This is a genomic window from Bacillus sp. JJ675 (assembly GCF_036963165.1).
In the GTDB taxonomy this organism is placed as follows: Bacteria; Bacillota; Bacilli; order Bacillales; family Bacillaceae; genus Bacillus; species Bacillus glycinifermentans.
The window spans coordinates 1-23,676 of the sequence record NZ_JBALMR010000046.1 but is presented as its reverse complement, the minus strand read 5'-3'; the positions used below and the strand labels follow the sequence as shown (position 1 = coordinate 23,676).

Below are 23,676 nucleotides of genomic sequence, written 5' to 3'. Positions count from 1 at the left end.
ACATATGAAGAAAAAGAGGAAAAAACCTTTTTCATATGATAGAATTTGTAAAAGATTGACCCATGGAGGAATTTTCGATGAAAAAAGAATTTGCTGTAATCGGACTCGGCCGGTTTGGCGGCAGCATTTGCAAGACATTAAGTGAAGAAGGCCTTGAGGTGATGGCGATCGACAGGGACGAGGACCGTGTCAACGAATACGCGAAGATCGCTTCTCATGCAGTCATAGGCGACACGACAGACGAGTCCGTCCTGAAAAATCTTGGGCTGCGCAATTTTGACCATGTCATCGTGGCGATCGGAGAAGATATTCAAGCGAGCATCCTGACTACCCTCATGCTAAAAGAGCTGGGCGTTAAATCGATTACCGTCAAGGCGCAGAATGATTATCATGAAAAGGTACTATCGAAAATCGGAGCTGACCGGATCGTTCATCCGGAGCGTGATATGGGCAAAAGAATCGCGCATAATATCGTGTCCAACAATGTGCTTGATTATCTCGAACTGTCAGATGAGCACAGCCTTGTCGAAATTGTAGCCAACAGCAGGCTCGCGGGAAATACGCTGCTTGACCTCGATATCAGGGCGAGGTACGGAATTAATATCGTTGCGATTAAACGCGGAAAAGAAGTGATCGTGTCCCCGCTTGCCACCGAGGAGATTCAAAAGGATGATATTCTCATTGTCATCGGCTCCAATCCCGATATCGACCGTTTTGAGAAAAAGGTTTTTCAGCATTCATAATGTACGGCTTATGCCGCAAGCGTTTTTCGCTTGCGGTTTTTTTATCTTTTCATTGACTGTTTCAATCGATTCAGATACGATATTGAACAATATACATAACAAAACGAGAGGGGCTTTATACCTTTGGAGAAACAGATGTTCATTCACCGGCTTGGTGCTGCGGGACATCGCAGAAAAGCTGATATTGTGATCAAAAACGGAAAAATAATGGATGTTTTTAATCAGGAATGGATCGAGCAAGACATAGCCATCACAGACGGAGCCATTGTCGGGTTAGGCGATTACGAGGGCGAAGAGGTCATCGACGCAGAGGGACAGATGATTGTTCCCGGCTTTATCGACGGCCATGTCCATATCGAGTCTTCTATGGTGACGCCGCCGGAGTTTGCAAAAGCGGTGATTCCCCACGGGGTGACGACCGTTATAACAGACCCTCATGAAATCGCGAATGTCTCAGGGGTAAAAGGTCTGCATTTCATGATGGAACAGGCCCGGCTGACCCCGCTGAACATCTATTTCATGCTCCCTTCGTGCGTACCGGCGGCGGCGTTTGAAAAATCGGGCGCCGCTCTTTATGCCGATGATTTAAAACCGTTTTACAGCCGGGAAGATGTACTCGGCCTGGCGGAAGTGATGGATTACGTTTCAGTGGAATCTTTGGCGGCGGACATGACGCAAAAGCTGTTTGACGCGCAAGCAGCGGGCAAGCGGATCGACGGTCATTTAGCGGGGCTTACGGCTAAATACGTCAACATCTACCGGGCGGCGGGGGTTCTGACAGATCATGAGGTCACAACTCCTGAAGAAGCGCTTGAACGCATCAGACGGGGAATGTATGTCATGCTCAGGGAAGGCTCTGTGGCAAAGAATGTGTGCAGCGTACTGCCCGCCGTAAACGAAAAAAATGCAAGGCGCTTCTTTTTTTGTACGGATGATAAGCACTTGGACGAACTGATCGATGAAGGGAGCATTAATCACCAGGTGAAGCTCGCCATCCTGTCAGGGCTTGATCCCTTTCTTGCCTATCAAATGGGAAGCCTCAATGCCGCAGAATGCTATGGGTTAAAAACGAAAGGTGCGGTCGCTCCGGGCTATGATGCAGATCTCCTCTTTATCAGCGATTTAAAGAATGTACGCATCACAAAGACGATGATTAACGGGAAGGTGTACAGCGGACTGAATGAAGCGGACGCTGCCGCCTCTAAGCCTGAACCGGCGCTGCTCGAGACGGTGCATCTCCCCGATTTACAGGCGGAGGACCTCAGGATTCCCCTTGTTCGGGACAAGGACGTTCGCATCATCGAAATCATTCCCAACCAGCTTGAAACAAAGCTCGTCATCGCTAAGCCGAAAGACGGGGCATTTTTCCGTGCAGATCCGGAAAGAGATTTGCTGAAGATCGCGGTGATTGAGCGCCACCGGGGTATAAAGGAAATCGGCCTTGGGATTGTAAAGGGATTCGGATTGAAAGAGGGAGCAATCGCAGCGACGATATCGCATGATTCACACAATTTCATCGCCGTCGGCACGAATGATGAGGATATGATGAAAGCGGCTGGCATCTTGGGCAAGATCGGCGGAGGACTGACCGTCGCGAAAGGGGGAAAAGAGCTCCATTCCGTCGCACTGCCGATCGCAGGGCTTTTATCAGACAAACCGCTGGAAGAGGTCAACAAGAGCTTGAAATCGCTTCACGGCGCCTTGAAACAAACCGGTTTTTCAGGAAGCTTCAATCCGTTTTTAACGCTTTCCTTTTTGGCGCTGCCGGTCATTCCTGATGTGAAGATGACGACCGAAGGGCTGTTTGATGTTAAAGCGTTCACGCACATTTCCGTGCAATGAAAAAACGGATGCACTGATAAGGTGCATCCGTTTTTTTAGTGCCCCGCGATTATACTTCCATAATGATTGGAAGTATCATCGGACGGCGTTTTGTTTTTTCGTACAAGAAAGGTGCAAGCGTGTCTGTAATCTCGTTTTTGATTTCAGACCACTGTGTCGCTTTGCGCTCCATCACTTTTCTCAAATGTCCGGCAATCAGTTCCTGAGCGTCATTGATGAGGTCGCCTGACTCCCTCATGTAGACAAACCCTCTTGAAATTAAATCAGGTCCGGCGGAAATTTTGAATTCCTTCATGTTAATGCTGACGACGACGATGACGAGCCCTTCCTCAGAAAGGATTCTCCGGTCGCGCAGGACGATGTTGCCGATATCGCCGATGCCGCTTCCGTCAATATAAACGTTTCCGGAAGGGACTTTTCCGGCGACTGATGCTTCTTCGCTCGTCAGCGCCAGCACCTCGCCATTGTCCATGATAAAGCAGTTTTCCTCGGGAATTCCGCAGTCGGTCGCCAATTTCACGTGCATTTTTTGCATTCTGTATTCACCGTGAATCGGCATGAAGAACTTCGGCTTGATCAGGCGGAGCATCAGCTTTTGCTCTTCCTGGCCCCCGTGTCCGGATGTATGGATGTTCGTTACCGCGCCGTGGATAACATCCGCTCCTGCCCGGTACAGCTGGTTGATCGTGCGGCTGACGCTGATCGTATTGCCCGGGATCGGAGATGATGAAAATACGACTGTATCCCCCGGGTTGATCGAAATTTGCCGGTGCGTGCCGTTTGCGATTCTCGAGAGAGCCGCCATCGGCTCGCCTTGGCTACCCGTACAGAGAATCGTCACTTTCCCGGCCGGAAGCCTGTTGATTTCATTGGCTTCAACAAACGTGTTTTTAGGGCATTTAATATACCCGAGAGTTTGTCCGATTTCAATCGCCGATTCCATGCTTCGTCCGAATACGGCCACCTTCCGGCCGTTGGCAACCGCTGCTTCGATCACCTGCTGAAGACGGTGGATGTTTGAGGCAAAGGTGGCAAAGATGATTCTGCCTTCGACCTTGCGGAAAATGTCGTCAATGCTTTCCCCGACTTTGCGCTCGGACATCGTGAAATCCGGAATTTCGCTGTTTGTGCTGTCAGAAAGGAGGCAGAGAACGCCTTCTTTTCCGATTTCGGCCATTTTGGTCAAGTTGGCCGGTTCGCCTACCGGCGTAAAATCGAATTTAAAATCGCCGGTATGTACGATATTTCCTTGCGGTGTTTTTACGACAATACCGTATGAGTCCGGAATGCTGTGTGTCGTCCTGAAGAAAGAAACCGCCGTTTTTCTGAACTTGACAATATCGTCCTCTTCAATAATATGAAGCTTTGTCTGGCGCAAGAGGCCGTGCTCTTCAAGCTTCTTCCTTAAAAGGCCGATCGCAAGCTGCCCACCGTAAACCGGTACGTTCACCTGTTTGAGCAGGTACGGAATACCGCCGATGTGGTCTTCGTGTCCGTGTGTAATAAAAAGGCCTTTGATCTTTTCTTCGTTTTTGACCAGATAGGTGTAGTCGGGGATAACGTAGTCTATTCCGAGAAGCTCGTCTTCCGGAAACTTAATCCCCGCGTCAATTAGCACGATCTCATCCTGAAATTGAACGCAGTACGTATTTTTGCCGATTTCCCCCAGTCCGCCCAAGGCAAAAACGGCTGTTTGATCGTTTTTAACAAATTTCATTCACTCATAACTCCAATACTTTAAATTTTTCGCTCTGTTTTTCAAATTCTAAAAAAGCGCCTTCAACTTCCTGTATAAACTCAATGTTGTAGTTGTATGATTTTAATTTAGATCTGACATCACGTTCAGATTGAGCTTCCACAAAAATTGAATCTGTTTTTTCACGAACAGGTACTTCGTCATTGCTGCTCTGAAAAAATACCTTATAAATCATCCAAATCTCTCCTTAACTGCCGATTGTTAGACTCATCTTTCTATTATATGCGAAATTGCCTCATAAGAAAAGCATTGAGAAAAAAAGGACCTGTTCACCTGTGTGAAGGTCCTTTTTACGCAATTGATTTTCTGCGCATCATGCCGTTTAATTGTTTTTTTAATTTTTTTCGAAGGCGGCGAAGCATGTCTTATTCCTCCTTTCGCTGACTTGTCCCAAACCGGCCTTGTTACCTTTAGTTCTATTATATGACGAATTTGCTCATTGTTACATGGATATTATTGGAATGCAATTTTGTTTTGATTTTCGGGTTGCGAAGGTTTTCTGAACGCTTCAGTTTTTGTATGATGGAACAGAGGAATGATAAAATCATACAACTAAGGGAGAAGGATTCACAGTCATGGATAAAAAACTGATTTTTTTTGATATTGACGGAACGATTTATGACCACGATAAAACCATTCCCGCGAGTGCAAAAACGGCCATATCCAATTTGAAGGAGCGGGGACACCATGTTTTCATCGCCACCGGACGGGCCCCTTTTATGGTCAGTCCAGTGCTTGAAGAGCTCGGCATCGACTCGTTTATATCTTATAACGGCCAATATGTTGTGTTCGAAGGGGACGTCATCTATAAAAACCCCCTTTCCGGGCAATCCCTTGAAGCGCTGCTTGCGCATTCAGACCAATGCGGCCATCCCATCGTTTTTATGGGAGAGGAAGGCATGCGGTCTTCTGTCGATGATCATCCCTTTATTCACGAGGGAATCGGCAGCTTAAAAGTCGATCCGCCGCAATTTGACCGCTCTTATTATAAAGGCAGGGACATTTTCCAGGTGCTTTTGTTTTGTGAGGAGGCAGATGAACGCCAATACGGCCGCTTCAGCGAATTCGACCTCGTCCGCTGGCACGAGCGTTCGACAGATGTGCTGCCTGCGGGGGGATCAAAGGCCGAAGGGATTAAAAAAGTCATCGAAAAGCTTCCATTTGACAGGGAGGACACATACGCGTTCGGAGACGGGCTGAACGATTTGCAAATGATCAAATTTGCAGGCACCGGAGTGGCGATGGGAAATGCCGTACCAGAGTTGAAAAAAGCCGCCGATTTTATTACAAAACCCGTCGATGAGGACGGAATTGCGTTTGCGGTTGAGTCGCTCGGCCTTTTGAAATAATCCAAAAAAAGCGGATCAAAGCATGATCCGTTTTTTTGTTATCTGCCGACCGGTATTGCATGATCCGGCTCTTTCAGCGGGTTTTCTTTGTCGATGTGATCATAGAACATCACACCGTTCAAATGATCGATTTCGTGCTGAAAGACGATTGCGGGAAATCCTTTTAAGCGAATGTCAATATTCTCCCCTTCAAGGGTCGTTCCTTTTACCCTGATCCGCGCATATCTCGGCACATAGCCCGGAATCGGCTCATCGACGGAAAGGCAGCCTTCTCCGCTCGTCAAATAGCTTTTCTCGACCGAGTGGCTGACGATCTTCGGGTTGAAAAGCGCGTAGCTGTATAATGTACCGTCCTCGCTTTCGGCATGAACGGCGATCATCCGTTTATTGACGTTAATTTGCGGAGCGGCAAGGCCTACCCCTGGACGAAGGTTGTATTTTTTAGCGATTTCGGGGTCCTGACTGTTCTTGACGAATTCGATCATTTCAGTCAGTTGTTTGATTTCTGTTTCGTTTGCCGGCAATTGAACTTCTTCGGCGACGGTCCTTAATGCGGGATGACCGTCGCGGACAATGTTTTCCATCGTGATCAACATCTTCACTCCCAATGATTAATATGTAAAGTATAGCGGATCATTTGCATGCCGCGCAATGTCTGAAAAAGCGCATTGGTAAAATGACCAGCCTGTTTCGGCTGGTCATTGCACAGGTACTAGCAGCCCCCTAAATAAGCGGCACCTACAATAATCAGCAATATAAATAGAACAACGATCAAAGCGAATGTGCGGCCGTAACCATAACCGCCATACCCGTATCCATATGAAGGGCAGCAATAACCGTACATATTAAGACCTCCTCCGTAAATTTACGCAAAGCCTTTTTTCGTTGGTAGGCATAGCGTCTAATATAAATTATGTAAAAGCGTAAAGGTTGTATAGTCGAATGCCCACTTTCGCGCAAATTTCCCGGGTCAGCTGTTCTAAATCGGATATCGGCTACATACCGATTTTGTATCAGCTTGTCCGATAGAGACAGGGACTTCGGTTGTCAAACAAACGAAGACGCTTTATAGTTGAATTTGTGTTTAGATTGGGGGAAATACGAAAGTGAAATCTTTAAAAATGCGCGTGCCGACCGGCATTGCCGTCTTTTGCGCGGCGGCCTTTCTGCTTGCGGGATGCTGGTGGGAAGATCCGGTGGACTCGCTGCACGCCGCGTTCGAAAAAGTCGTAGATCTGGAAAAGCCGTTTCAAAAGGAGCAGAAATCTCTGAAAAGCCTGGAGCAAACCGAATCAAAGCTTTACGACAAGATGATGAAACTCAATATGGATGATTTTGACCAAGTCGTTGCCCTCTCAGAAAAAGCGCTCACATCAGCAGATAAACGGGAACGGCATTTGAAATCGGAAAAAGAAAGCATCGATAAGGCCAAAAAGGAGTTTGAGGCGCACAAAGCTTCCGTCGAAAAAATCGACGATCAGAAAGTCAAGAAGAAAGCGCTACCTGGCGTATGACAATCTCTACAAGTCCTATCAGGATGCGCTCGGGCTTGATAAAGAACTGTACAAGCTGCTTCAGAATAAAGACGCCGGACTTAGCGAGCTTGAAGCGCAGCTGAATAAAATCAACAAATCATACGATGCAGTGTTAAAGCAAAACGAACGCTTTAATACCTACACGACAGACTACAACAAAGCGAAAAAAGATTTTTACAAGGCCGCAGGGTTTGATGTCAAGGAGAGCCGTTGATTCGGCTCTCCTTTTTTCGACAAAACCTGCAAAGCTATTGTAATACAGTTTGAGGTTTATACTAGAACAGTTTTATAACAGGGTGAAGAGCGTGAAAACAGTGTTTTAGTAAAGCGAATACATTTATTGAATTTCGGGAATGAAATCGATTGACGAGTACCATCGACTGGTGTAAACTTAGCGGTGGTGGAACTTGTTGTATTAGTTTGTAGCAAGCGATAAATGATACAGTTTTAGAACGCGTCGGGCTGTCCTTACATAAAATGTTTCGACAACAAGTACAGCGGCTAATATGAAATAAATATGAGTTGCGCCTGACAATTTAGGACACCCTAATTCTGTATGTATAAGGATTACACGTCTATGACTGTCAAAAGAAAGGAAGAGGTGACTTTAATATGGCTGCAAAAACGAAAAAAGCAATCGTTGATAGCAAAAAGCAATTTGATGCCATTAAAAAGCAGTTCGAAACGTTTCAAATTTTGAATGAAGAAGGCAAAGTCGTAAACGAAGCGGCAATGCCTGATTTATCTGATGATCAATTAAAAGAATTAATGCGCCGCATGGTGTATACGCGTATTTTAGACCAGCGTTCCATTTCTTTAAACAGACAAGGCCGCCTTGGTTTCTATGCGCCGACTGCAGGTCAGGAAGCTTCTCAAATTGCTACGCATTTTGCGCTTGAGAAAGAAGACTTCGTCCTTCCCGGCTACCGTGACGTTCCGCAGCTGATCTGGCACGGTCTTCCGCTTTATCAGGCGTTCCTGTTCTCACGCGGACACTTCCGTGGAAACCAAATGCCTGACGATGTTAATGCGCTTTCACCGCAAATCATCATCGGTGCGCAGTACATTCAGACAGCCGGTGTGGCTCTCGGTCTGAAAAAGCGCGGCAAACAGGCTGTGGCGATTACTTATACAGGTGACGGAGGAGCATCTCAAGGGGATTTCTACGAAGGAATCAACTTCGCGGGCGCTTACAAAGCTCCGGCTATCTTCGTTGTCCAAAATAACCGCTATGCGATTTCAACGCCTGTCGAAAAGCAGTCAGCTGCTGAGACGATTGCTCAAAAAGCTGCAGCCGCAGGTATCGTCGGCGTTCAAGTAGACGGAATGGATGCGCTTGCTGTATATGCCGCTACACGCGAAGCTCGCGAACGCGCGATCAACGGCGAAGGCCCTACTCTGATTGAAACGCTTTGCTTCCGTTACGGTCCTCATACAATGGCCGGAGACGATCCGACGAAATACCGCACAAAAGAAATCGAGAATGAGTGGGAGCAGAAAGATCCGCTTGTCCGTTTCCGCAAGTTCTTGGAAGCTAAAGGCCTATGGTCTGAAGAAGAAGAAAACAAGGTAATCGAAGAAGCGAAAGAAGAGATCAAACAGGCAATCAAAAAAGCCGACGAAGAGCCGAAGCAAAAAGTGACCGACCTGATCGACATCATGTATGAAGAGCTTCCTTACAACCTTGCAGAACAAAAGGAAATTTATAAAGAGAAGGAGTCGAAGTAAGCCATGGCGCAAATGACAATGATTCAAGCAATCACTGATGCGTTACGCACAGAACTGAAAAATGACGAAAATGTCTTAGTTTTCGGAGAAGACGTCGGTGTTAACGGCGGCGTATTCCGTGCGACTGAAGGATTGCAAAAAGAGTTTGGTGAGGATCGCGTATTTGACACTCCTCTTGCTGAATCTGGTATCGGCGGTCTTGCGCTCGGTCTGGGCTTACAAGGCTACCGTCCGGTAATGGAAATTCAATTTTTCGGTTTCGTCTATGAAGTAATGGATTCCGTTTCCGGCCAAATGGCTCGGATGCGCTACCGTTCCGGCGGACGCTGGACTTCCCCTGTGACGATCCGTTCTCCGTTCGGCGGCGGCGTTCACACGCCTGAGCTTCATGCCGACAGCCTTGAAGGGCTTGTTGCGCAGCAGCCTGGTCTTAAAGTGGTAATTCCTTCAACTCCGTACGATGCAAAAGGACTTTTGATTTCCGCGATCCGCGACAACGATCCGGTTGTTTTCCTTGAGCACATGAAGCTTTACCGTTCATTCCGCCAGGAGGTTCCTGAGGAAGAGTACACGATCGAAATCGGCAAAGCTGATGTGAAGCGTGAAGGTACAGATCTTTCCATCATCACATACGGAGCGATGGTTCACGAATCATTAAAAGCTGCAGAAGAACTTGAAAAAGAAGGCGTATCTGCTGAGGTTATTGACCTTCGCACTGTCAGCCCGCTTGATATTGAAACGATCATCGCGTCAGTTGAAAAAACAGGCCGTGCAATCGTCGTTCAAGAGGCTCAAAAACAAGCAGGCGTCGGGGCTAACGTCGTAGCCGAAATCAACGACCGCGCAATTCTTTGCCTTGAAGCGCCTGTGCTTCGCGTCGCTGCACCTGACACTGTATTCCCGTTCTCTCAAGCTGAAAGCGTTTGGCTTCCAAACCATAAAGACGTGCTTGAGACTGCGAAAAAAGTGTTGGAATTTTAATCTGACAACCGGAAAGGGAAAAGATGTCATACATCTTTTTCCCTCATGCCTTTCCACAGTCAGACGGAAACATTTAGCCGTGTAACTGACGGTCGGCCGGGACGCCCGGCTGACGGATTTATCAACTACGTAAATATCTTAGGAGGTCGAGAACTGTGGCATTTGAATTTAAACTTCCAGATATCGGGGAAGGAATCCACGAAGGCGAAATCGTAAAATGGTTCGTCAAGCCAAACGATGAGGTAAACGAAGACGACGTTTTGGCAGAGGTTCAAAACGACAAAGCTGTTGTAGAAATTCCTTCACCTGTTAAAGGAAAAGTATTAGAATTAAAAGTTGAAGAGGGAACAGTCGCAACTGTCGGGCAGACGATTATCACATTTGATGCACCGGGTTACGAAGATCTTCAATTTAAAGGCGACGACTCTGGCGACGCCAAAACAGAAGAACAAGTTCAGTCTTCAGCCGAAGGCGGTCAAGATCTGGACAAAGCGAAGAGTCCTGAACAGCCGGCACAAGAAACAGGCGCAGGCAAGCAGGACCAAGCGGATGCAGATCCGAATAAACGCGTTATCGCGATGCCTTCCGTACGTAAATACGCTCGCGAAAAAGGCGTAGAGATCGCGAAAGTTGCCGGATCCGGCAAAAACGGCCGCGTTCTCAAAGAAGATATCGACAGCTTCTTAAGCGGCGGAAATGCGGAAGCTCCGGCTGCGCAAGCAGACAAAAAAGCGGAAACAGCCGCACAACCTGCAGCTCAAGCCCAAGCTCCGGAAGGCGAATTCCCGGAAACACGCGAAAAAATGAGCGGAATCCGCAAAGCAATCGCAAAAGCAATGGTAAATTCAAAACATACGGCTCCACACGTTACATTAATGGACGAAGTCGATGTTACAAACCTTGTGGCACACCGCAAGCAGTTTAAGCAAGTTGCGGCTGACCAAGGCATTAAGCTTACTTACCTCCCTTATGTGGTGAAAGCTTTAACATCAGCTCTTAAAAAGTATCCAGTATTGAACACATCAATTGACGATAACACTGATGAAGTTATTCAGAAGCACTACTACAACATCGGAATCGCAGCAGACACAGATAAAGGCCTGCTTGTACCGGTTGTTAAACACGCGGATCGCAAAGCGATTTTTGAGATTTCAAACGAAATCAACGAACTTGCTACAAAAGCACGCGAAGGAAAGCTTGCTCCTGCTGAAATGAAAGGCGCTTCTTGCACGATCACAAACATCGGTTCTGCGGGCGGACAATGGTTCACACCGGTTATCAACCATCCTGAGGTTGCGATCCTTGGAATCGGCCGCATTGCTGAGAAAGCTGTTGTTCGTGACGGTGAAATTGTCGTTGCACCTGTTCTTGCTCTTTCTTTGAGCTTTGACCACCGTATGATCGACGGAGCAACTGCTCAAAACGCGTTGAATCACATCAAGCGTTTACTGAACGATCCACAATTAATTTTAATGGAGGCGTAATGTCATGGTAGTAGGAGATTTCCCTATTGAAACAGATACTCTTGTCATCGGTGCGGGACCTGGCGGCTATGTAGCTGCCATCCGCGCTGCCCAGCTTGGACAAAAAGTAACAATCGTTGAAAAAGGCAATCTTGGAGGCGTATGTCTGAATGTCGGATGTATTCCTTCTAAAGCTCTGATCAATGCAGGCCACCGTTATGAGAATGCAAAGCATTCTGAAGATATGGGGATCACTGCTGAAAACGTAACAGTGGACTTTACAAAAGTTCAAGAATGGAAAGCCTCTGTCGTGAACAAGCTTACCGGCGGTGTTGAAGGCCTTCTGAAAGGCAACAAAGTCGATATCGTAAAAGGTGAAGCGTATTTTGTAGACAGCAACTCTGTCCGTGTAATGGATGAGAATTCAGCTCAGACTTACACGTTCAAAAATGCGATCATCGCTACGGGTTCTCGCCCTATTGAATTGCCAAACTTCAAATATAGCGACCGTGTACTGAATTCAACCGGCGCTTTGGCTCTTAAAGAAATTCCTAAGAAGCTTGTCGTAATCGGCGGCGGATATATCGGAACAGAGCTTGGAACAGCGTATGCAAACTTTGGTACTGAACTTGTTATTTTAGAAGGCGGAGACGAAATTCTTCCTGGCTTTGAAAAACAAATGAGTTCTCTTGTCAAACGCAACCTTAAGAAAAAAGGCAATGTTGAGATCCATACAAACGCGATGGCAAAAGGCGTTGAAGAAAAAGCTGACGGCGTAACAGTCACTTTTGAAGTAAAAGGTGAAGAAAAAACCGTTGATGCAGATTACGTACTGATCACTGTCGGTCGACGTCCAAATACGGATGAGCTTGGCCTTGAGCAAGTAGGCGTCGAAATGACAGACCGCGGCATCATCAAAACAGATAAGCAATGCCGTACAAACATTCCAAACATTTACGCAATCGGTGATATCATCGAAGGCCCGCCGCTTGCACACAAAGCGTCTTACGAAGGTAAAATTGCCGCTGAAGCCATTTCCGGTGAAGCTGCTGAGATCGACTACCTCGGAATTCCTGCAGTTGTCTTCTCTGAGCCTGAGCTTGCATCAGTCGGCTATACTGAAGCACAAGCGAAAGAGGAAGGCATTGAAATCACTGCTGCGAAATTCCCGTTTGCTGCAAACGGACGCGCGCTGTCACTCAATCAAACTGACGGTTTCCTTAAACTTGTGACACGCAAAGAAGACGGACTCGTTATCGGTGCACAAATCGCCGGCGCGAGCGCTTCTGATATGATTTCTGAGCTGAGCCTGGCAATCGAAGCAGGAATGACTGCAGAAGATATCGCCATGACGATCCACGCTCATCCAACATTGGGAGAAATCACAATGGAAGCTGCCGAAGTAGCAATCGGCCTGCCGATCCATATCGTAAAATAAAAAATAAGAAATCCCCTTTTTCCGGGGATTTCTTATTTTTTTAATTGTTTTCGAAGAAGCTCCACGATTTTTGCTTTGTCTTTTATTTTTCCCTCAATCTTGACCAGTACTTTTTTATCATGGACAAGCAGCAAGCTTGGAAATGTGTGCACGTCCTTTTTCCAATCTCCCTTTTCATGCAAGATTTCCATACCTGAAACCTGCTTTGGAAACTCCTGTTTTAAATCCATCAGAGCATCATAGTATGCGACTTCCTGTTCCATATGCTCGTCATCGGAAAAAAAGAGAAGCTTGACGCGATGTGTATTGTCATTTTGCTCATTCTGATCAGCCGAGATGTGAGATAAAGAACATCCACTCGCAAAAAAAAGGATACAAACAGCGGTGATAACAGCCCGACACAGCATCCGTCCCTTCACCTCTCTTAAAAATGCAAGTCAATTTACCTGTTTTTACATAACTGTTCAATTAGTAAACAATTCCTATTTTATCATGATAATAGGAAAATCCATTCGTTGTTACCGATTTGTTATCAAATTGATAACTCTTGTTTCATTTGCGGAATGTTTCTTAATGACAGGATAAATTAGGATAAATGACACAGGTCTTAAAAAACGTTCTGCACATGCTTAAAGTGTGAATAAACATGAAATACCGGATTGTTCAATCGCTAAAAAACATACAAAAATAATATAAATGTGTTATACAATTTACCGTTGACAATGTTAATGTGACATCATATTATAAGGGTAACAAAATTAAACGCTTCCATTTTGAAATGAAAAGGGGAATGAAAGATGGGAACGATCGTTTGTCAAGAATGCAATGAAACCATTCAGCATTTTGAGGATGAAAAGGTGACGGTTCTTTACGGAACGTGCGGACATTGCAACTGCTGTCACGAAGAGGAGAAATAGACAAAAAAAGCATGCGGCATCAGATCAAATCGGCCGCATGCTTTCGTATTTTACAGGATTGCCTGCTGTTCTTTAATGACCCGGATCATATGGAGCGTGTCATCTTCAGGCCCTTGAACAGGAAGGCCCGCTTCAAGGTTTTTTTCAATGTAGGTGATGTTTTCCTCTGTAATGATCTCTCCCGGAATGAAGATCGGTATGCCTGGAGGATAAACCATGACAAACTCTGCGATAATCCGTCCGGCCGCTTGTTTAAACGGGACGACTTCCGTATTTGCGTAAAATGCATCACGGGGCGTCATTGCAAGGGCAGGGATATCGGGAAGAAGCACTTCAGGCTTTGTTTTGCTTACTCCGGATGAAACAGCCTGGCGGGCGATTTCCGTCAGCGCTTTGATCAGCGCTTCTGCATCCTCGCTGCGGTCTCCCGGCGTAAAGATGCAAAGGATGTTGTACAAGTCAGAAAGCTCAACTTCGATATGATAGGATTCGCGAAGCCATTTTTCTACATCATGCCCCGTCAAACCGAGGTTTTTCACAGAGATAATCAGCTTTGTCGGGTCATAGTCATAGGCTGCTTTTGAACCGAGGATGTCCCTGCCGGCGCAAAAGAGCCCTTTAATGTGATTGATGCGCTCCCGCGTTTGGTTGGCGAGTTGAATCGTTTGTCCGATCAATTTATGCCCTTCTGTTGCCAGGCGTTTTCTGGCGACATCGAGGGAAGCAAGCAGCAAGTAGGATGTCGACGTCGTCGTCAACATGCTCAAAATCGACTGCACCCTCTCTTTTGAGACGAGTCCTTCTTTCATATTGAGCACTGAGCTTTGCGTCAGTGACCCGCCGAGTTTATGAACGCTTGTTGCCGCCATATCAGCTCCCGCCTGCATGGCTGAAACAGGCAGGTCCTCATGGAAGTGGATATGAACGCCGTGCGCTTCATCCACAAGGACAGGGACGTTGAACGAATGCGCCACATCGACGATGCTTTTTAAATCGGCCGCAATGCCGAAATACGTCGGATTGATCACGAGAAGCCCTTTTGCATCTGGATGCTCAAGCAGCGCTTTTTTTGCTGATTCAGGCGTAATACCGTGAGAAATCCCGAACTCATCGTCGATTTCAGGGTGAACGAAGATCGGCACAGCACCGGAAAATACGATTGCCGACATAACCGATTTATGAACGTTTCTCGGAACGATGATCTTGTCTCCCGGCCCGCAGACTGCCATGACCATCGTCATGATGGCCCCGCTTGTTCCTTGAACGGAAAAGAATGTGTAGTCGGCGCCGAACGCTTCAGCCGCCAAGTCCTGCGCCTCTTTGATGATCCCTTTTGGAGCGTGGAGATCATCAAGCGGCTCAATATTGATTAAATCTATACTTAACGCATTTTCGCCGATGAACTGTCTGAATTCAGGATCCATTCCAGACCCTTTTTTGTGCCCGGGAATATGGAATTGAATCGGCTGCTTTTCAGCGTGTTTTTTTAAACCGGTAAATAAGGGTGTTTCGTGCTGCAACAATTGTATTCCCACCTTCATGTAGATGCCTACTGCTTATTGTTAGTCAAAAATCGATTTTATTTTCCTTGATGGCATAAAACAAATGAATTATATTATGTTCTTGAAAGAATGTAAAGAACAATTTAAGATCTTTCTAAGGGGATGGAACATGCCCTTGGATAGACGCAAAAAAGAAAACGAATACTACATAGAACAAAGCCGTTACAAGGAGATGAAGAAAATGGAAGAAGAATATCAATATCCGATGGATGAAGACTGGAGCACCGAAGAAGCGATTGATGTCATTTCGTTTTTCCAGGCTGTCGAGCTCGCTTACGAAAAGGGCGTAAAGCGCGATGTATTAATGAGCGCATACCGTCGATTCAAAGAGATCGTGCCTGGAAAAGCCGAGGAAAAAAAGCTGTGCAGCCAGTTTGAAGAGGTGAGCGATTATTCTCCGTACCGGGTGGTAAAAAAGGCAAAAGAACTGACAGAAGACGATAAAATCAAAATGTAAAAAGGGATGAATGTGTTCATCCCTTTTTACAAAATCGTCAGAGCGCGACTTTGTGGGTCAACCGGTAAAGAAAGGCAAGCTTTTCAAAAGACGATTCGATTTCAGATAAAAATTCCTGTTCGTTCATCTTGAGCACCTGTTCTTTTGAAAGCTGAATGCCGCACAGAGCCTCGGCTTTTTTTACATTCTCGAGCCGGTCAAACAGCTTTTCAAGCCCTTCTTTCCCCAGGTCGGACTGCTTGCTGGCTTCAGGCTTCGTATGGTCGGCTGACCAGAAAAATCCGTCAGGTATCGTGCTTTTGATCTCTGACAGATGATCTTTAAACAGCTTTCCGTATTCTTGTTTAAGAGGAGATTCGTAAATCAAGGCAAACCAGACGAAAACATGGGTTTCCCAAAGGCCGATTTGAAAATGGGGCAGCTTTTTATAGCCGCGCTTGTTATTTGCAAACGCAACCCAGCTGTCATCAGGCGGATTAACCGAACGGCGGGCATGCTTCGCAACGTGTACGAACATTTCGTCCCCGGCCAGGGCGGAAAGAACAGGCGCAAAATGTTCGCCAAGCCCCTGGAGCTTCGGCCGTACGGTTTCTTTCAAAACGTCCATCCGCGCATCTAAACCTTCTATTGTAAATGTGTGAAAATCCTCTTCTGTGAAACGCAGATTGTTCATTTTTTTCCTCCTTGTCCAATCAGTAATGATATTTTACCACAGCCAGCTTTCCAAACAAAAAATAACGTTTGAAACTTTCGTATTATGGGAAACGGTAGGTAAACACACAATTTTTAGAATGACGTTGCGAAAGCACCGGCGATTCATACGATATGAATAAGAAAATATCATAAATGCCGCGAGAAGCTATGACCAGAAGGATGACTTTTCAAATCAATTTTCTCTGGAAGGGGCGTAGGGCGATGAAACCAATTGTAAAACAAGGGATTAAGGAAGAAAAAGACAATCGGGTCGCCGTGTGGAGGCTTGAGGTCGATTATGAATTAGCAACACTTTATGAAGCGATGGAGAAAAAGGATGAAACCCAAATCGAAATGAGCAAGCGAAAACTGGAGCAGCTCAGAAAAGAATGGATCAGATTGCATGGATGAAACCATAATAAAAACGAACCTGGCAGACGGTTCGTTTTTATCTGGGCGACGGGATTCTTCTTTCATTTTTCTTGCTTTTTTGAGATCAATATCAGTATGCTATGAATAAAACAACACGTATACATAGAAAGGAGGTTGTGCGATGACAAACTGGAAGGAAATCGACCGGCTTGCAAAAAGCTGGGTAAAGGAAGCTGGACAAAGAATTCAGGAATCGATGAAAAAGAAGATGACGATCGAAACAAAATCGAATCCCAATGACCTTGTCACGAATATCGATAAGGAAACAGAGCGCTTTTTCATTGAAAAAATCCAATCGGCTTTTCCCGACCATCATATTCTCGGCGAAGAAGGCCAAGGGGACAAGCTCACATCGCTCGATGGAATCGTCTGGATTATCGACCCGATCGACGGGACGATGAACTTTGTTCATCAAAAACGGAACTTCGCGATCTCAATCGGCATTTTTGAAAACGGAAAAGGCAAAATCGGACTTATTTATGATGTAACCCATGATGAATTGTACCACGCGTTTCGCGGAGAGGGTGCATATATGAATGACATCAAGCTTGAAAAGATGAAAGAGGTGCCGCTTGAGGAAGCCATTTTGGCGATCAATGCAACATGGATAACGGAAAATAGACGGATCGATCCAAGCGTTTTATCCCCCCTCGTCAAACGGGTCAGAGGAACGCGTTCTTACGGCTCGGCAGCCCTGGAGCTTGCATATGTGGCGGCGGGCAGAATGGACGTCTATGTGACGATGCGTCTCGCCCCTTGGGATTATGCGGCCGGCTGCATCCTGCTTGACGAGGTTGGAGGTACATATACGACGATTGACGGAAAACCGCTCAATTTTCTTGAAAACAACAGCATTATAGCCGGCAATCCTGCCGCTCATCGAACGATATTCACAGACTATCTGCCGCATGAATAGCAGACCTTTTTCTGCGTCTGACCTTGCGTTTTTCGAAGAGCTGATACGTTTCAGTCCCGAATGGGCTGAAGAAGAGCTGAGCGGGGAACCGGTAAAAAGCTATATGCAGTCCTATGCGATGTACAACGGAAGCTGGCTCGTGTGGGAGGATGACGGCCGGCCGGCGGCGGTCAGCTTTCACCTTGAATGGGCCCCCTCAAACGGCAAACCTTGGCTCGGCACATTGCTCGTTCATCCCGATTATCGAAGGAAGGGCCGCGGCAAAACAATCATTGGGAACATCGGGAGCAGGCTGAAAAACGCAGGGCATAAAGCGCTCTTTGCCGCCGTCCCTTTTGATCGGGATGAATGGCAGCAGATGCTCGCACATTGCGGTTTTGAACAGCTGAAAACGGAAAAGGATGAAAAGGGAAACCGGTATTTGATCATGGTATATCCGCTGACGCACACGTGAATTTGTTTCGCGTGTGCGTTTTTTTGTTTTTCCTGAAACTTTTGGGATAGCTGTTTGTCTAAGGTTGCGAGGCCTTAATTTGTTGCAGAGGGTTTTTGGGTGCAAAATGGTTTATAAAAAGAGGTAGTTAAGTGGCCCAGGTAACCGGATAATTAAGGCGGCTGATCCTAACCGGAACCGTGCTGTTTTGCGGCGGGTATGTGTTGATGATGGCCTTATACCTTTTGTTATTCTAGAAAACCGGCGGCACGAGACCGCCGGTTTATGCTTTTGTCATTCGAGTATCCCTTTTTGGCGCATTCTCTTTTTGAGCGTAAAGCCGCCTCCCATGATAACGATGAGAGCCGCTATAGCGACTAGTACCCCGACCAGGCTTTTTTCGGCGATCGCGACCCCGATCAGCATGATGCTGGCGACAGCGGCGAATGCAAACAATAAAAACAGCCATTTCACTTGCTTCATAAGTTTTCCATCCCCTTTTTCAGTCTACTGTTAGTTTACAGAAAAATGTTTAAAATATAAAGAGGGAAGCGCTTTATCTTGCTAAACAAATTGAAATGACTGCAATTCTCATGTATAATATGAAAGGTTATCTGACTTTTTTAGGAGATGAAAATGTGAAACTTCGAGAAGATCTTCGCAATATTGCTATTATCGCCCACGTTGACCATGGAAAAACGACGCTGGTGGACCAGCTTCTCCATCAAGCCGGTACATTCCGGGCAAATGAGAACGTGGCTGAGCGCGCGATGGATTCCAACGATTTGGAAAGAGAGCGCGGCATCACGATTTTAGCAAAAAATACGGCGATTAATTATAAAGATACACGCATTAATATTTTGGACACTCCTGGACACGCGGACTTTGGCGGCGAAGTTGAACGGATTATGAAAATGGTTGACGGCGTACTGCTCGTTGTCGACGCTTATGAAGGCTGCATGCCGCAGACCCGCTTTGTGTTGAAAAAGGCGCTAGAGCAAAACTTGACGCCGATCGTTGTCGTCAATAAAATCGACCGCGATTTTGCCCGTCCTGAAGAGGTCGTTGATGAAGTTCTTGATCTGTTCATCGAGCTGGATGCAAACGAAGATCAACTGGAATTCCCGGTTGTATATGCTTCAGCGATCAACGGTACCGCTTCAACGGATCCGAATCAGCAGGATGAAAACATGGAAGCTTTATTTGAAGCGATTGTCAGCCATATTCCAAGCCCTGTCGATAACCGCGAAGAGCCGCTTCAATTCCAGGTGGCGCTGCTTGACTACAACGATTATGTCGGCCGTATCGGAATCGGCCGCGTCTTCAGAGGCACGATGAAGGTTGGACAGCAGGTGGCATTAATGAAGCTTGACGGCACTGTTAAGCCGTTCCGCGTAACGAAAATCTTCGGCTTCCAAGGGCTGAAGAGAGTCGAGATCGAAGAAGCAAAAGCCGGCGATCTCGTCGCTGTATCCGGAATGGAAGACATTAACGTCGGGGAAACCGTCTGCCCGATCGATCAGCAGGAAGCTCTGCCGGTTCTCCGCATCGATGAGCCGACGCTTCAGATGACGTTTGCGGTCAACAACAGTCCTTTTGCCGGACGCGAGGGCAAATATGTCACCGCAAGAAAAATCGAAGAGCGCCTCGAACAGCAGCTGCAAACAGATGTCAGTCTCAGGGTCGATCCGACGCCTTCGCCTGATGCCTGGATCGTCTCAGGACGCGGTGAGCTTCATCTTTCTATTTTGATAGAGAACATGCGCCGTGAAGGCTTTGAATTGCAGGTGTCAAAACCTGAAGTCATCATCAAGGAAATCGACGGCGTCCGCTGCGAGCCTGTTGAGCGCGTTCAAATCGATGTTCCTGAAGAACACACAGGCGCCGTGATGGAATCAATGGGCGCCCGCAAAGGCGAAATGATCGATATGATCAATAATGGAAACGGGCAGGTCCGTCTGATTTTCAATGTGCCTTCACGCGGTTTAATCGGGTATTCGACAGAGTTCCTTTCATTGACGCGCGGCTTCGGTATTTTGAACCACACGTTTGACAGTTATCAGCCGGTCGAGCCGGGTCAAGTCGGCGGACGCCGTCAGGGCGTTCTCGTTTCAATGGATACCGGAAAAGCTTCAGCTTACGGTATTCAAGGTGTTGAAGAGCGGGGCGTGATTTTCGTTGAGCCGGGTACGGAAGTGTACGAAGGCATGATCGTCGGCGAACACAACCGCGAAAACGACCTTGTCGTCAACATCAACAAAATGAAACAGCAGACAAACGTGCGTTCAGCGACAAAAGATCAGACGGTCAGCATGAAAAAACCTCGCATCATGTCTCTCGAAGAATCGCTCGAATATTTGAATGAGGACGAGTACTGCGAGGTAACGCCTGAATCGATCAGATTGAGAAAGAAAATTCTCGATAAAAATGAACGCGAAAAAGCAGCGAAAAAGAAGAAGCTGGCAGGATTGTCTTAAGTTTACGCAGAATTGAAAAAAGAGGCACCCAACTAAGCAAAGGGGAGGGGAATCTTTTTGACTGAAGTAAGTGAACGGCTTTCGTTTTTTGCCGCTCTTTATAAAGTGGACGAAAATCCCGGGGCGGGGATGTGGTGGCTTTACTTTACCATCTTCATCCTGTCCGCCGTCGTTTTTCAATTGGGGTTTGCCAAACGGCTGCCCCTGTTAAAAACAGCGATTATTTATTTCTTTCTTGCTTTGGGATGTACGTTTCTCACGTTTTTCGGCGTGTTTTTGCCGGTTGGAGAAGGATTGATCGTCGCCGCTCTTATTTTGACGATCTACAAAATCCGGCTGCACCGCTCGAAAAAAGGACAGGAGACAGGGGCATAAGCGTCCAGTACGAAAAAAGACACAGCCAAGTGCTGTGTCTTTTTTACGTTTCTGCCAAAAAGTCATTCATGAGCAAGTCGCTGAACAGCCGTCTGGCAAATAGGATTTCCTCTGTTGAGTAGCGGTCTAAAAAACCTTTAAACCGCTGTTCGATTTTCTCGTGTTCCCGCTGATGAACGGCATGCACTTTTTTTCCTTTGCCGGCTAAGCGAAAATAGACCTCTTTTTTATTGTCGCTTAGCTGGGTTTTGCCGATGAGGCCTTTTTTCATAAGCTTTGCCGTAATTCTTGAAACGGTTGCTTTTGACAGACCCATTTTCCCTGCGATGGAGGTGACATTAATCGGTTCGTGATCCCCAATACAGGCGATTGTGTGAATGTCGGACATGGTCAGATTCAGCTCTGAGCCCAATTCCTGCTCCATGTTTTCGAGTTCTGCCGATATTCGCTCCTTCATTGCGCTTTCCTGCTGTTCTTGCTGGTGGATGAGTGCAATGTACATGTCAAAAATCTCTTGTTTGGCGTGTGTCAAATGTTCCATGCAGAAAACAGTCTCCTTTTGATCGATTTCCTGCTTTATTATATCATTTTGTTTCAGATGAAACAAAATGATTATAAGGATGGCATTGGAACATTTCCGCACCAGCGGCGAATGCCTTCTGAAATGAGATGTTTCGGGTGTTGGTGCGCTTTGCTGACAGCCCAGGCAACATGGCCGTCAGGACGGATCAGGACTGATTTGACATCGTCCCATTCCGGCCGGTTCAACACAGCTTTTGCAATTAGCGTTTTCAGATGCGGAAGGCAAGGGATTTGCATTGGATCATCATCTTCAAATGCGATATACAAAAAGTGTCCGGAATGAAGAAACGAATAGAGGCGCTTGGCAGAGCCGTCTTTCAGCGTGATATCCAGGTCGGGCAGTCGTTTTCCATTCAGCTGATGCTGCGGCGACATTTCATCTGACGGGTAATTAACGCTGAGAGCGGCGATTTGTTCTGCCAGGTAGCGATTGACCTCAGGGAAAGTGAGGATGTCTGAAAGCAGCTCGCGCAAATAGAGTCCCGCCCTGGTGAAATCAAACAGTTTTGTTTGAATTTGCGTATTCCGGAGAAGCTCTTTCCCGACAGGATTCCTTTCCGTGTGATAGCTGTCCAGGAGCCAGTCGGAAGCCCTGCCTTTGACGGCTGAAAATCCTGATCAGGAGGCGAAGGATTGAGTAAAATTTATGTGTTAGATACGAATGTGTTATTGCAGGATCCAAATTCAATCTTTTCTTTCGAGGATAATGAGGTTGTCATTCCGGCTGTTGTATTGGAGGAGGTTGATTCTAAAAAACGCTATATGGATGAAATCGGGAGAAACGCAAGGCGCGTATCTAAACTGATAGATGAATTGCGTGAAAAGGGAAGGCTGTATGAAAACGTATTGCTTCAAAATGGAGGGAGCATCAGAATCGAACTCAATCACCGCTCCTTTCATCAGCTTCAGGAAATTTTTGTGAAAAAAACAAACGACAACCGCATTTTAGCCGTTGCGAAAAATTTGAGTCTTGAGGAGGAAACGAAAGAGGACGGGCGTCCCGTCATCCTCGTCAGCAAAGACATGCTCGTCCGCGTCAAAGCCGATGCGATCGGCTTGATGTCAGAGGATTTTCTGCATGATCGGGTTGTTGAAAATGATGATATATACAGCGGTTTTACCGAATTATATATTCATGCCGACCAGATGAACGCTTTTTACGAACAACATTGTTTGCCTCTTGATGAGATCAGCAGTGAACCGTTTTGCCCGAATCAGTTCATCATCATGAAGGATGCGCTCGGCGGCTCATCATCTGCGGTCGGGATCGTCGATCAGAATGGAAAAGCCGTCAGAAAATTGGTTTTTGATCAGGAGCAGGTTTGGGGCATCCGCTCGAGAAATGTCCAGCAGACGATGGCGCTTGAACTTCTTTTAAGGCCGGACATTCCGCTTGTTACGCTGATCGGAAAGGCGGGCACAGGAAAGACGCTGCTTGCGCTGGCTGCCGGTTTATTGCAGACGGAAGACTTGGGGAATTTTAAAAAGCTGGTTGTCACAAGGCCGATCGTGCCTGTCGGGAAGGATATCGGATATCTGCCCGGGGAAAAAGAAGAAAAGCTCCGCCCGTGGATTCAGCCGATTTTTGATAACCTGGAATATTTATTCAACGCGAAAAAGCCCGGGGAGCTTGAGGATATTTTAGCCGGGATGGGTTCTATTCAGGTCGAAGCCCTTACGTATATACGGGGCAGAAGCATTCCCGATCAATTTATTATCATCGACGAGGCGCAAAATCTGACCAAGCATGAAGTCAAAACGCTCCTTACACGCGTCGGAGAGGGCAGTAAGATCGTCCTGATGGGGGACACCGAACAAATCGATCATCCGTATTTGGATGCGATGAACAACGGCTTGGCCTACGTCGTGGAGCGCTTTAAAGATCAGAAAATTTCCGGAAACGTAAAGCTTTTAAAAGGGGAGCGCTCAGGGCTTGCAAGGCTGGCCGCCGATCTATTGTAAAGAAAAAACCTGGACGGATGATCTGCACCCTGTCA

General features: G+C 46.7%; 25 protein-coding genes and 1 pseudogene. 16 read left to right on the top strand and 10 right to left on the bottom strand.

The features are described 5' to 3' along the window. The first annotated feature begins 77 nt into the window (after positions 1–77). Positions 78–743, top strand: a complete 666-nt coding sequence (locus V7126_RS12735; RefSeq protein ID WP_046132236.1) for a potassium channel family protein — start codon at positions 78–80, stop codon at positions 741–743. A 135-nt stretch (positions 744–878) separates the two neighbouring features. Beyond that, positions 879–2,585 carry an adenine deaminase gene (ade, locus tag V7126_RS12730; protein WP_373688035.1) on the top strand — a complete coding sequence of 569 codons (1,707 nt, stop codon included), beginning with the start codon at positions 879–881 and terminating at the stop codon, positions 2,583–2,585. Positions 2,586–2,634: 49 nt separating this feature from the next. Here the strand turns inward: ade and rnjA are convergent, their stop codons facing one another. Continuing rightward, entirely contained in the window at positions 2,635–4,302 is a 1,668-nt protein-coding gene (gene rnjA / locus V7126_RS12725) for a ribonuclease J1 (RefSeq protein ID WP_335497629.1), read from the bottom strand. Between the two features lie 4 nt (positions 4,303–4,306). Next, positions 4,307–4,516, bottom strand: a complete 210-nt coding sequence (locus V7126_RS12720) for a DNA-dependent RNA polymerase subunit epsilon (protein WP_046130600.1) — start codon at positions 4,514–4,516, stop codon at positions 4,307–4,309. Positions 4,517–4,916: 400 nt separating this feature from the next. Here V7126_RS12720 and V7126_RS12715 point away from each other — a divergent pair, with 400 nt between their 5' ends. Further along, a complete protein-coding gene (locus tag V7126_RS12715; RefSeq protein WP_046130601.1) occupies positions 4,917–5,690 on the top strand; it encodes a Cof-type HAD-IIB family hydrolase in 774 nt (257 codons plus the stop codon). Between the two features lie 38 nt (positions 5,691–5,728). Here the strand turns inward: V7126_RS12715 and def are convergent, their stop codons facing one another. After that, positions 5,729–6,283 (bottom strand): peptide deformylase, encoded by a 555-nt coding sequence (def, locus tag V7126_RS12710; RefSeq protein WP_046130608.1) that lies wholly within the window; start codon positions 6,281–6,283, stop codon positions 5,729–5,731. 119 nt (positions 6,284–6,402) lie between these two features. Next, positions 6,403–6,534: a YjcZ family sporulation protein gene (locus V7126_RS12705; RefSeq protein ID WP_175076985.1), complete on the bottom strand. Its 132-nt coding sequence runs from the start codon at positions 6,532–6,534 to the stop codon at positions 6,403–6,405. A gap of 262 nt (positions 6,535–6,796) precedes the next feature. Here V7126_RS12705 and V7126_RS12700 point away from each other — a divergent pair. From V7126_RS12700 to lpdA, 5 genes and pseudogenes are all read left to right on the top strand, one after another. Then, positions 6,797–7,439: pseudogene (locus V7126_RS12700) on the top strand (YkyA family protein). Positions 7,440–7,837: 398 nt separating this feature from the next. After that, positions 7,838–8,953: a pyruvate dehydrogenase (acetyl-transferring) E1 component subunit alpha gene (gene pdhA / locus V7126_RS12695; protein WP_046130602.1), complete on the top strand. Its 1,116-nt coding sequence runs from the start codon at positions 7,838–7,840 to the stop codon at positions 8,951–8,953. A gap of 3 nt (positions 8,954–8,956) precedes the next feature. After that, a complete protein-coding gene (gene pdhB / locus V7126_RS12690; protein ID WP_175076986.1) occupies positions 8,957–9,934 on the top strand; it encodes a pyruvate dehydrogenase complex E1 component subunit beta in 978 nt (325 codons plus the stop codon). Positions 9,935–10,089: 155 nt separating this feature from the next. Beyond that, complete coding sequence (locus tag V7126_RS12685; RefSeq protein ID WP_175076987.1) at positions 10,090–11,418, top strand: dihydrolipoamide acetyltransferase family protein; 1,329 nt, start codon at positions 10,090–10,092, stop codon at positions 11,416–11,418. Positions 11,419–11,422: 4 nt separating this feature from the next. Then, on the top strand, positions 11,423–12,835 hold the full coding sequence (gene lpdA, locus V7126_RS12680; protein ID WP_046130605.1) for a dihydrolipoyl dehydrogenase: 1,413 nt from the start codon (positions 11,423–11,425) through the stop codon (positions 12,833–12,835). A gap of 32 nt (positions 12,836–12,867) precedes the next feature. Here lpdA and V7126_RS12675 read toward each other — a convergent pair whose 3' ends face one another. Next, positions 12,868–13,026, bottom strand: coding sequence for a hypothetical protein (locus tag V7126_RS12675; RefSeq protein WP_236689794.1), 159 nt, complete (start codon positions 13,024–13,026; stop codon positions 12,868–12,870). 606 nt (positions 13,027–13,632) lie between these two features. Between V7126_RS12675 and V7126_RS12670 the strand changes: the two genes are divergently transcribed. After that, the gene (locus V7126_RS12670) at positions 13,633–13,752 is read left to right on the top strand and encodes a GapA-binding peptide SR1P (RefSeq protein ID WP_082094090.1); all 120 of its coding nucleotides are present in this window, start codon (positions 13,633–13,635) and stop codon (positions 13,750–13,752) included. A 50-nt stretch (positions 13,753–13,802) separates the two neighbouring features. On the opposite strand, the gene V7126_RS12665 is transcribed toward V7126_RS12670, so the two are convergent. Continuing rightward, positions 13,803–15,275 carry an aminotransferase class I/II-fold pyridoxal phosphate-dependent enzyme gene (locus tag V7126_RS12665; RefSeq protein WP_175076988.1) on the bottom strand — a complete coding sequence of 491 codons (1,473 nt, stop codon included), beginning with the start codon at positions 15,273–15,275 and terminating at the stop codon, positions 13,803–13,805. Between the two features lie 220 nt (positions 15,276–15,495). On the opposite strand from V7126_RS12665, the gene V7126_RS12660 reads away from it, so the two are divergent. Continuing rightward, on the top strand, positions 15,496–15,771 hold the full coding sequence (locus V7126_RS12660; protein WP_046130610.1) for a UPF0223 family protein: 276 nt from the start codon (positions 15,496–15,498) through the stop codon (positions 15,769–15,771). Between the two features lie 37 nt (positions 15,772–15,808). Here V7126_RS12660 and V7126_RS12655 read toward each other — a convergent pair whose 3' ends face one another. Then, entirely contained in the window at positions 15,809–16,444 is a 636-nt protein-coding gene (locus tag V7126_RS12655) for a YktB family protein (RefSeq protein WP_175076989.1), read from the bottom strand. A gap of 242 nt (positions 16,445–16,686) precedes the next feature. On the opposite strand from V7126_RS12655, the gene V7126_RS12650 reads away from it, so the two are divergent. From V7126_RS12650 to V7126_RS12640, 3 genes are all read left to right on the top strand, one after another. Then, on the top strand, positions 16,687–16,875 hold the full coding sequence (locus V7126_RS12650; protein ID WP_175076990.1) for a hypothetical protein: 189 nt from the start codon (positions 16,687–16,689) through the stop codon (positions 16,873–16,875). Positions 16,876–17,017: 142 nt separating this feature from the next. Beyond that, entirely contained in the window at positions 17,018–17,812 is a 795-nt protein-coding gene (locus V7126_RS12645) for an inositol monophosphatase family protein (RefSeq protein WP_048353081.1), read from the top strand. Next, positions 17,805–18,266 carry a GNAT family N-acetyltransferase gene (locus tag V7126_RS12640; RefSeq protein ID WP_175076991.1) on the top strand — a complete coding sequence of 154 codons (462 nt, stop codon included), beginning with the start codon at positions 17,805–17,807 and terminating at the stop codon, positions 18,264–18,266. Before V7126_RS12645 ends, V7126_RS12640 begins: the two co-directional genes overlap by 8 nt. Before the next feature lie 273 nt (positions 18,267–18,539). On the opposite strand, the gene V7126_RS12635 is transcribed toward V7126_RS12640, so the two are convergent. Next, on the bottom strand, positions 18,540–18,728 hold the full coding sequence (locus V7126_RS12635) for a YlaF family protein (protein WP_175076992.1): 189 nt from the start codon (positions 18,726–18,728) through the stop codon (positions 18,540–18,542). Between the two features lie 155 nt (positions 18,729–18,883). On the opposite strand from V7126_RS12635, the gene typA reads away from it, so the two are divergent. Both typA and V7126_RS12625 read left to right on the top strand, forming a co-directional pair. Next, the gene (typA, locus tag V7126_RS12630) at positions 18,884–20,722 is read left to right on the top strand and encodes a translational GTPase TypA (RefSeq protein ID WP_046131916.1); all 1,839 of its coding nucleotides are present in this window, start codon (positions 18,884–18,886) and stop codon (positions 20,720–20,722) included. 57 nt (positions 20,723–20,779) lie between these two features. Continuing rightward, positions 20,780–21,097 carry a YlaH-like family protein gene (locus tag V7126_RS12625; RefSeq protein ID WP_175076993.1) on the top strand — a complete coding sequence of 106 codons (318 nt, stop codon included), beginning with the start codon at positions 20,780–20,782 and terminating at the stop codon, positions 21,095–21,097. Positions 21,098–21,140: 43 nt separating this feature from the next. Here V7126_RS12625 and V7126_RS12620 read toward each other — a convergent pair whose 3' ends face one another. Further along, positions 21,141–21,638, bottom strand: coding sequence for a MarR family transcriptional regulator (locus tag V7126_RS12620; protein WP_175076994.1), 498 nt, complete (start codon positions 21,636–21,638; stop codon positions 21,141–21,143). A 71-nt stretch (positions 21,639–21,709) separates the two neighbouring features. Continuing rightward, positions 21,710–22,153, bottom strand: a complete 444-nt coding sequence (locus V7126_RS12615) for a hypothetical protein (RefSeq protein ID WP_335497628.1) — start codon at positions 22,151–22,153, stop codon at positions 21,710–21,712. A 159-nt stretch (positions 22,154–22,312) separates the two neighbouring features. Here V7126_RS12615 and V7126_RS12610 point away from each other — a divergent pair, with 159 nt between their 5' ends. Further along, positions 22,313–23,641, top strand: coding sequence for a PhoH family protein (locus tag V7126_RS12610; protein ID WP_335497627.1), 1,329 nt, complete (start codon positions 22,313–22,315; stop codon positions 23,639–23,641). Positions 23,642–23,676 lie beyond the last annotated feature (35 nt).

Coding starts and splice junctions, on each gene's coding strand:
- pdhB (WP_175076986.1), top strand. CDS start 8,957: ATGGCGCAAATGACAATGATTCAAGCAATCACTGATGCGTTACGCACA.
- V7126_RS12645 (WP_048353081.1), top strand. CDS start 17,018: ATGACAAACTGGAAGGAAATCGACCGGCTTGCAAAAAGCTGGGTAAAG.
- pdhA (WP_046130602.1), top strand. CDS start 7,838: ATGGCTGCAAAAACGAAAAAAGCAATCGTTGATAGCAAAAAGCAATTT.
- V7126_RS12720 (WP_046130600.1), bottom strand. CDS start 4,516: ATGATTTATAAGGTATTTTTTCAGAGCAGCAATGACGAAGTACCTGTT.
- rnjA (WP_335497629.1), bottom strand. CDS start 4,302: ATGAAATTTGTTAAAAACGATCAAACAGCCGTTTTTGCCTTGGGCGGA.
- V7126_RS12715 (WP_046130601.1), top strand. CDS start 4,917: ATGGATAAAAAACTGATTTTTTTTGATATTGACGGAACGATTTATGAC.
- V7126_RS12620 (WP_175076994.1), bottom strand. CDS start 21,638: ATGGAACATTTGACACACGCCAAACAAGAGATTTTTGACATGTACATT.
- V7126_RS12705 (WP_175076985.1), bottom strand. CDS start 6,534: ATGTACGGTTATTGCTGCCCTTCATATGGATACGGGTATGGCGGTTAT.
- V7126_RS12735 (WP_046132236.1), top strand. CDS start 78: ATGAAAAAAGAATTTGCTGTAATCGGACTCGGCCGGTTTGGCGGCAGC.
- V7126_RS12640 (WP_175076991.1), top strand. CDS start 17,805: ATGAATAGCAGACCTTTTTCTGCGTCTGACCTTGCGTTTTTCGAAGAG.
- V7126_RS12655 (WP_175076989.1), bottom strand. CDS start 16,444: ATGAACAATCTGCGTTTCACAGAAGAGGATTTTCACACATTTACAATA.
- ade (WP_373688035.1), top strand. CDS start 879: ATGTTCATTCACCGGCTTGGTGCTGCGGGACATCGCAGAAAAGCTGAT.
- V7126_RS12675 (WP_236689794.1), bottom strand. CDS start 13,026: ATGGAAATCTTGCATGAAAAGGGAGATTGGAAAAAGGACGTGCACACA.
- V7126_RS12660 (WP_046130610.1), top strand. CDS start 15,496: ATGGAAGAAGAATATCAATATCCGATGGATGAAGACTGGAGCACCGAA.
- V7126_RS12650 (WP_175076990.1), top strand. CDS start 16,687: ATGAAACCAATTGTAAAACAAGGGATTAAGGAAGAAAAAGACAATCGG.
- V7126_RS12670 (WP_082094090.1), top strand. CDS start 13,633: ATGGGAACGATCGTTTGTCAAGAATGCAATGAAACCATTCAGCATTTT.
- V7126_RS12635 (WP_175076992.1), bottom strand. CDS start 18,728: ATGAAGCAAGTGAAATGGCTGTTTTTATTGTTTGCATTCGCCGCTGTC.
- lpdA (WP_046130605.1), top strand. CDS start 11,423: ATGGTAGTAGGAGATTTCCCTATTGAAACAGATACTCTTGTCATCGGT.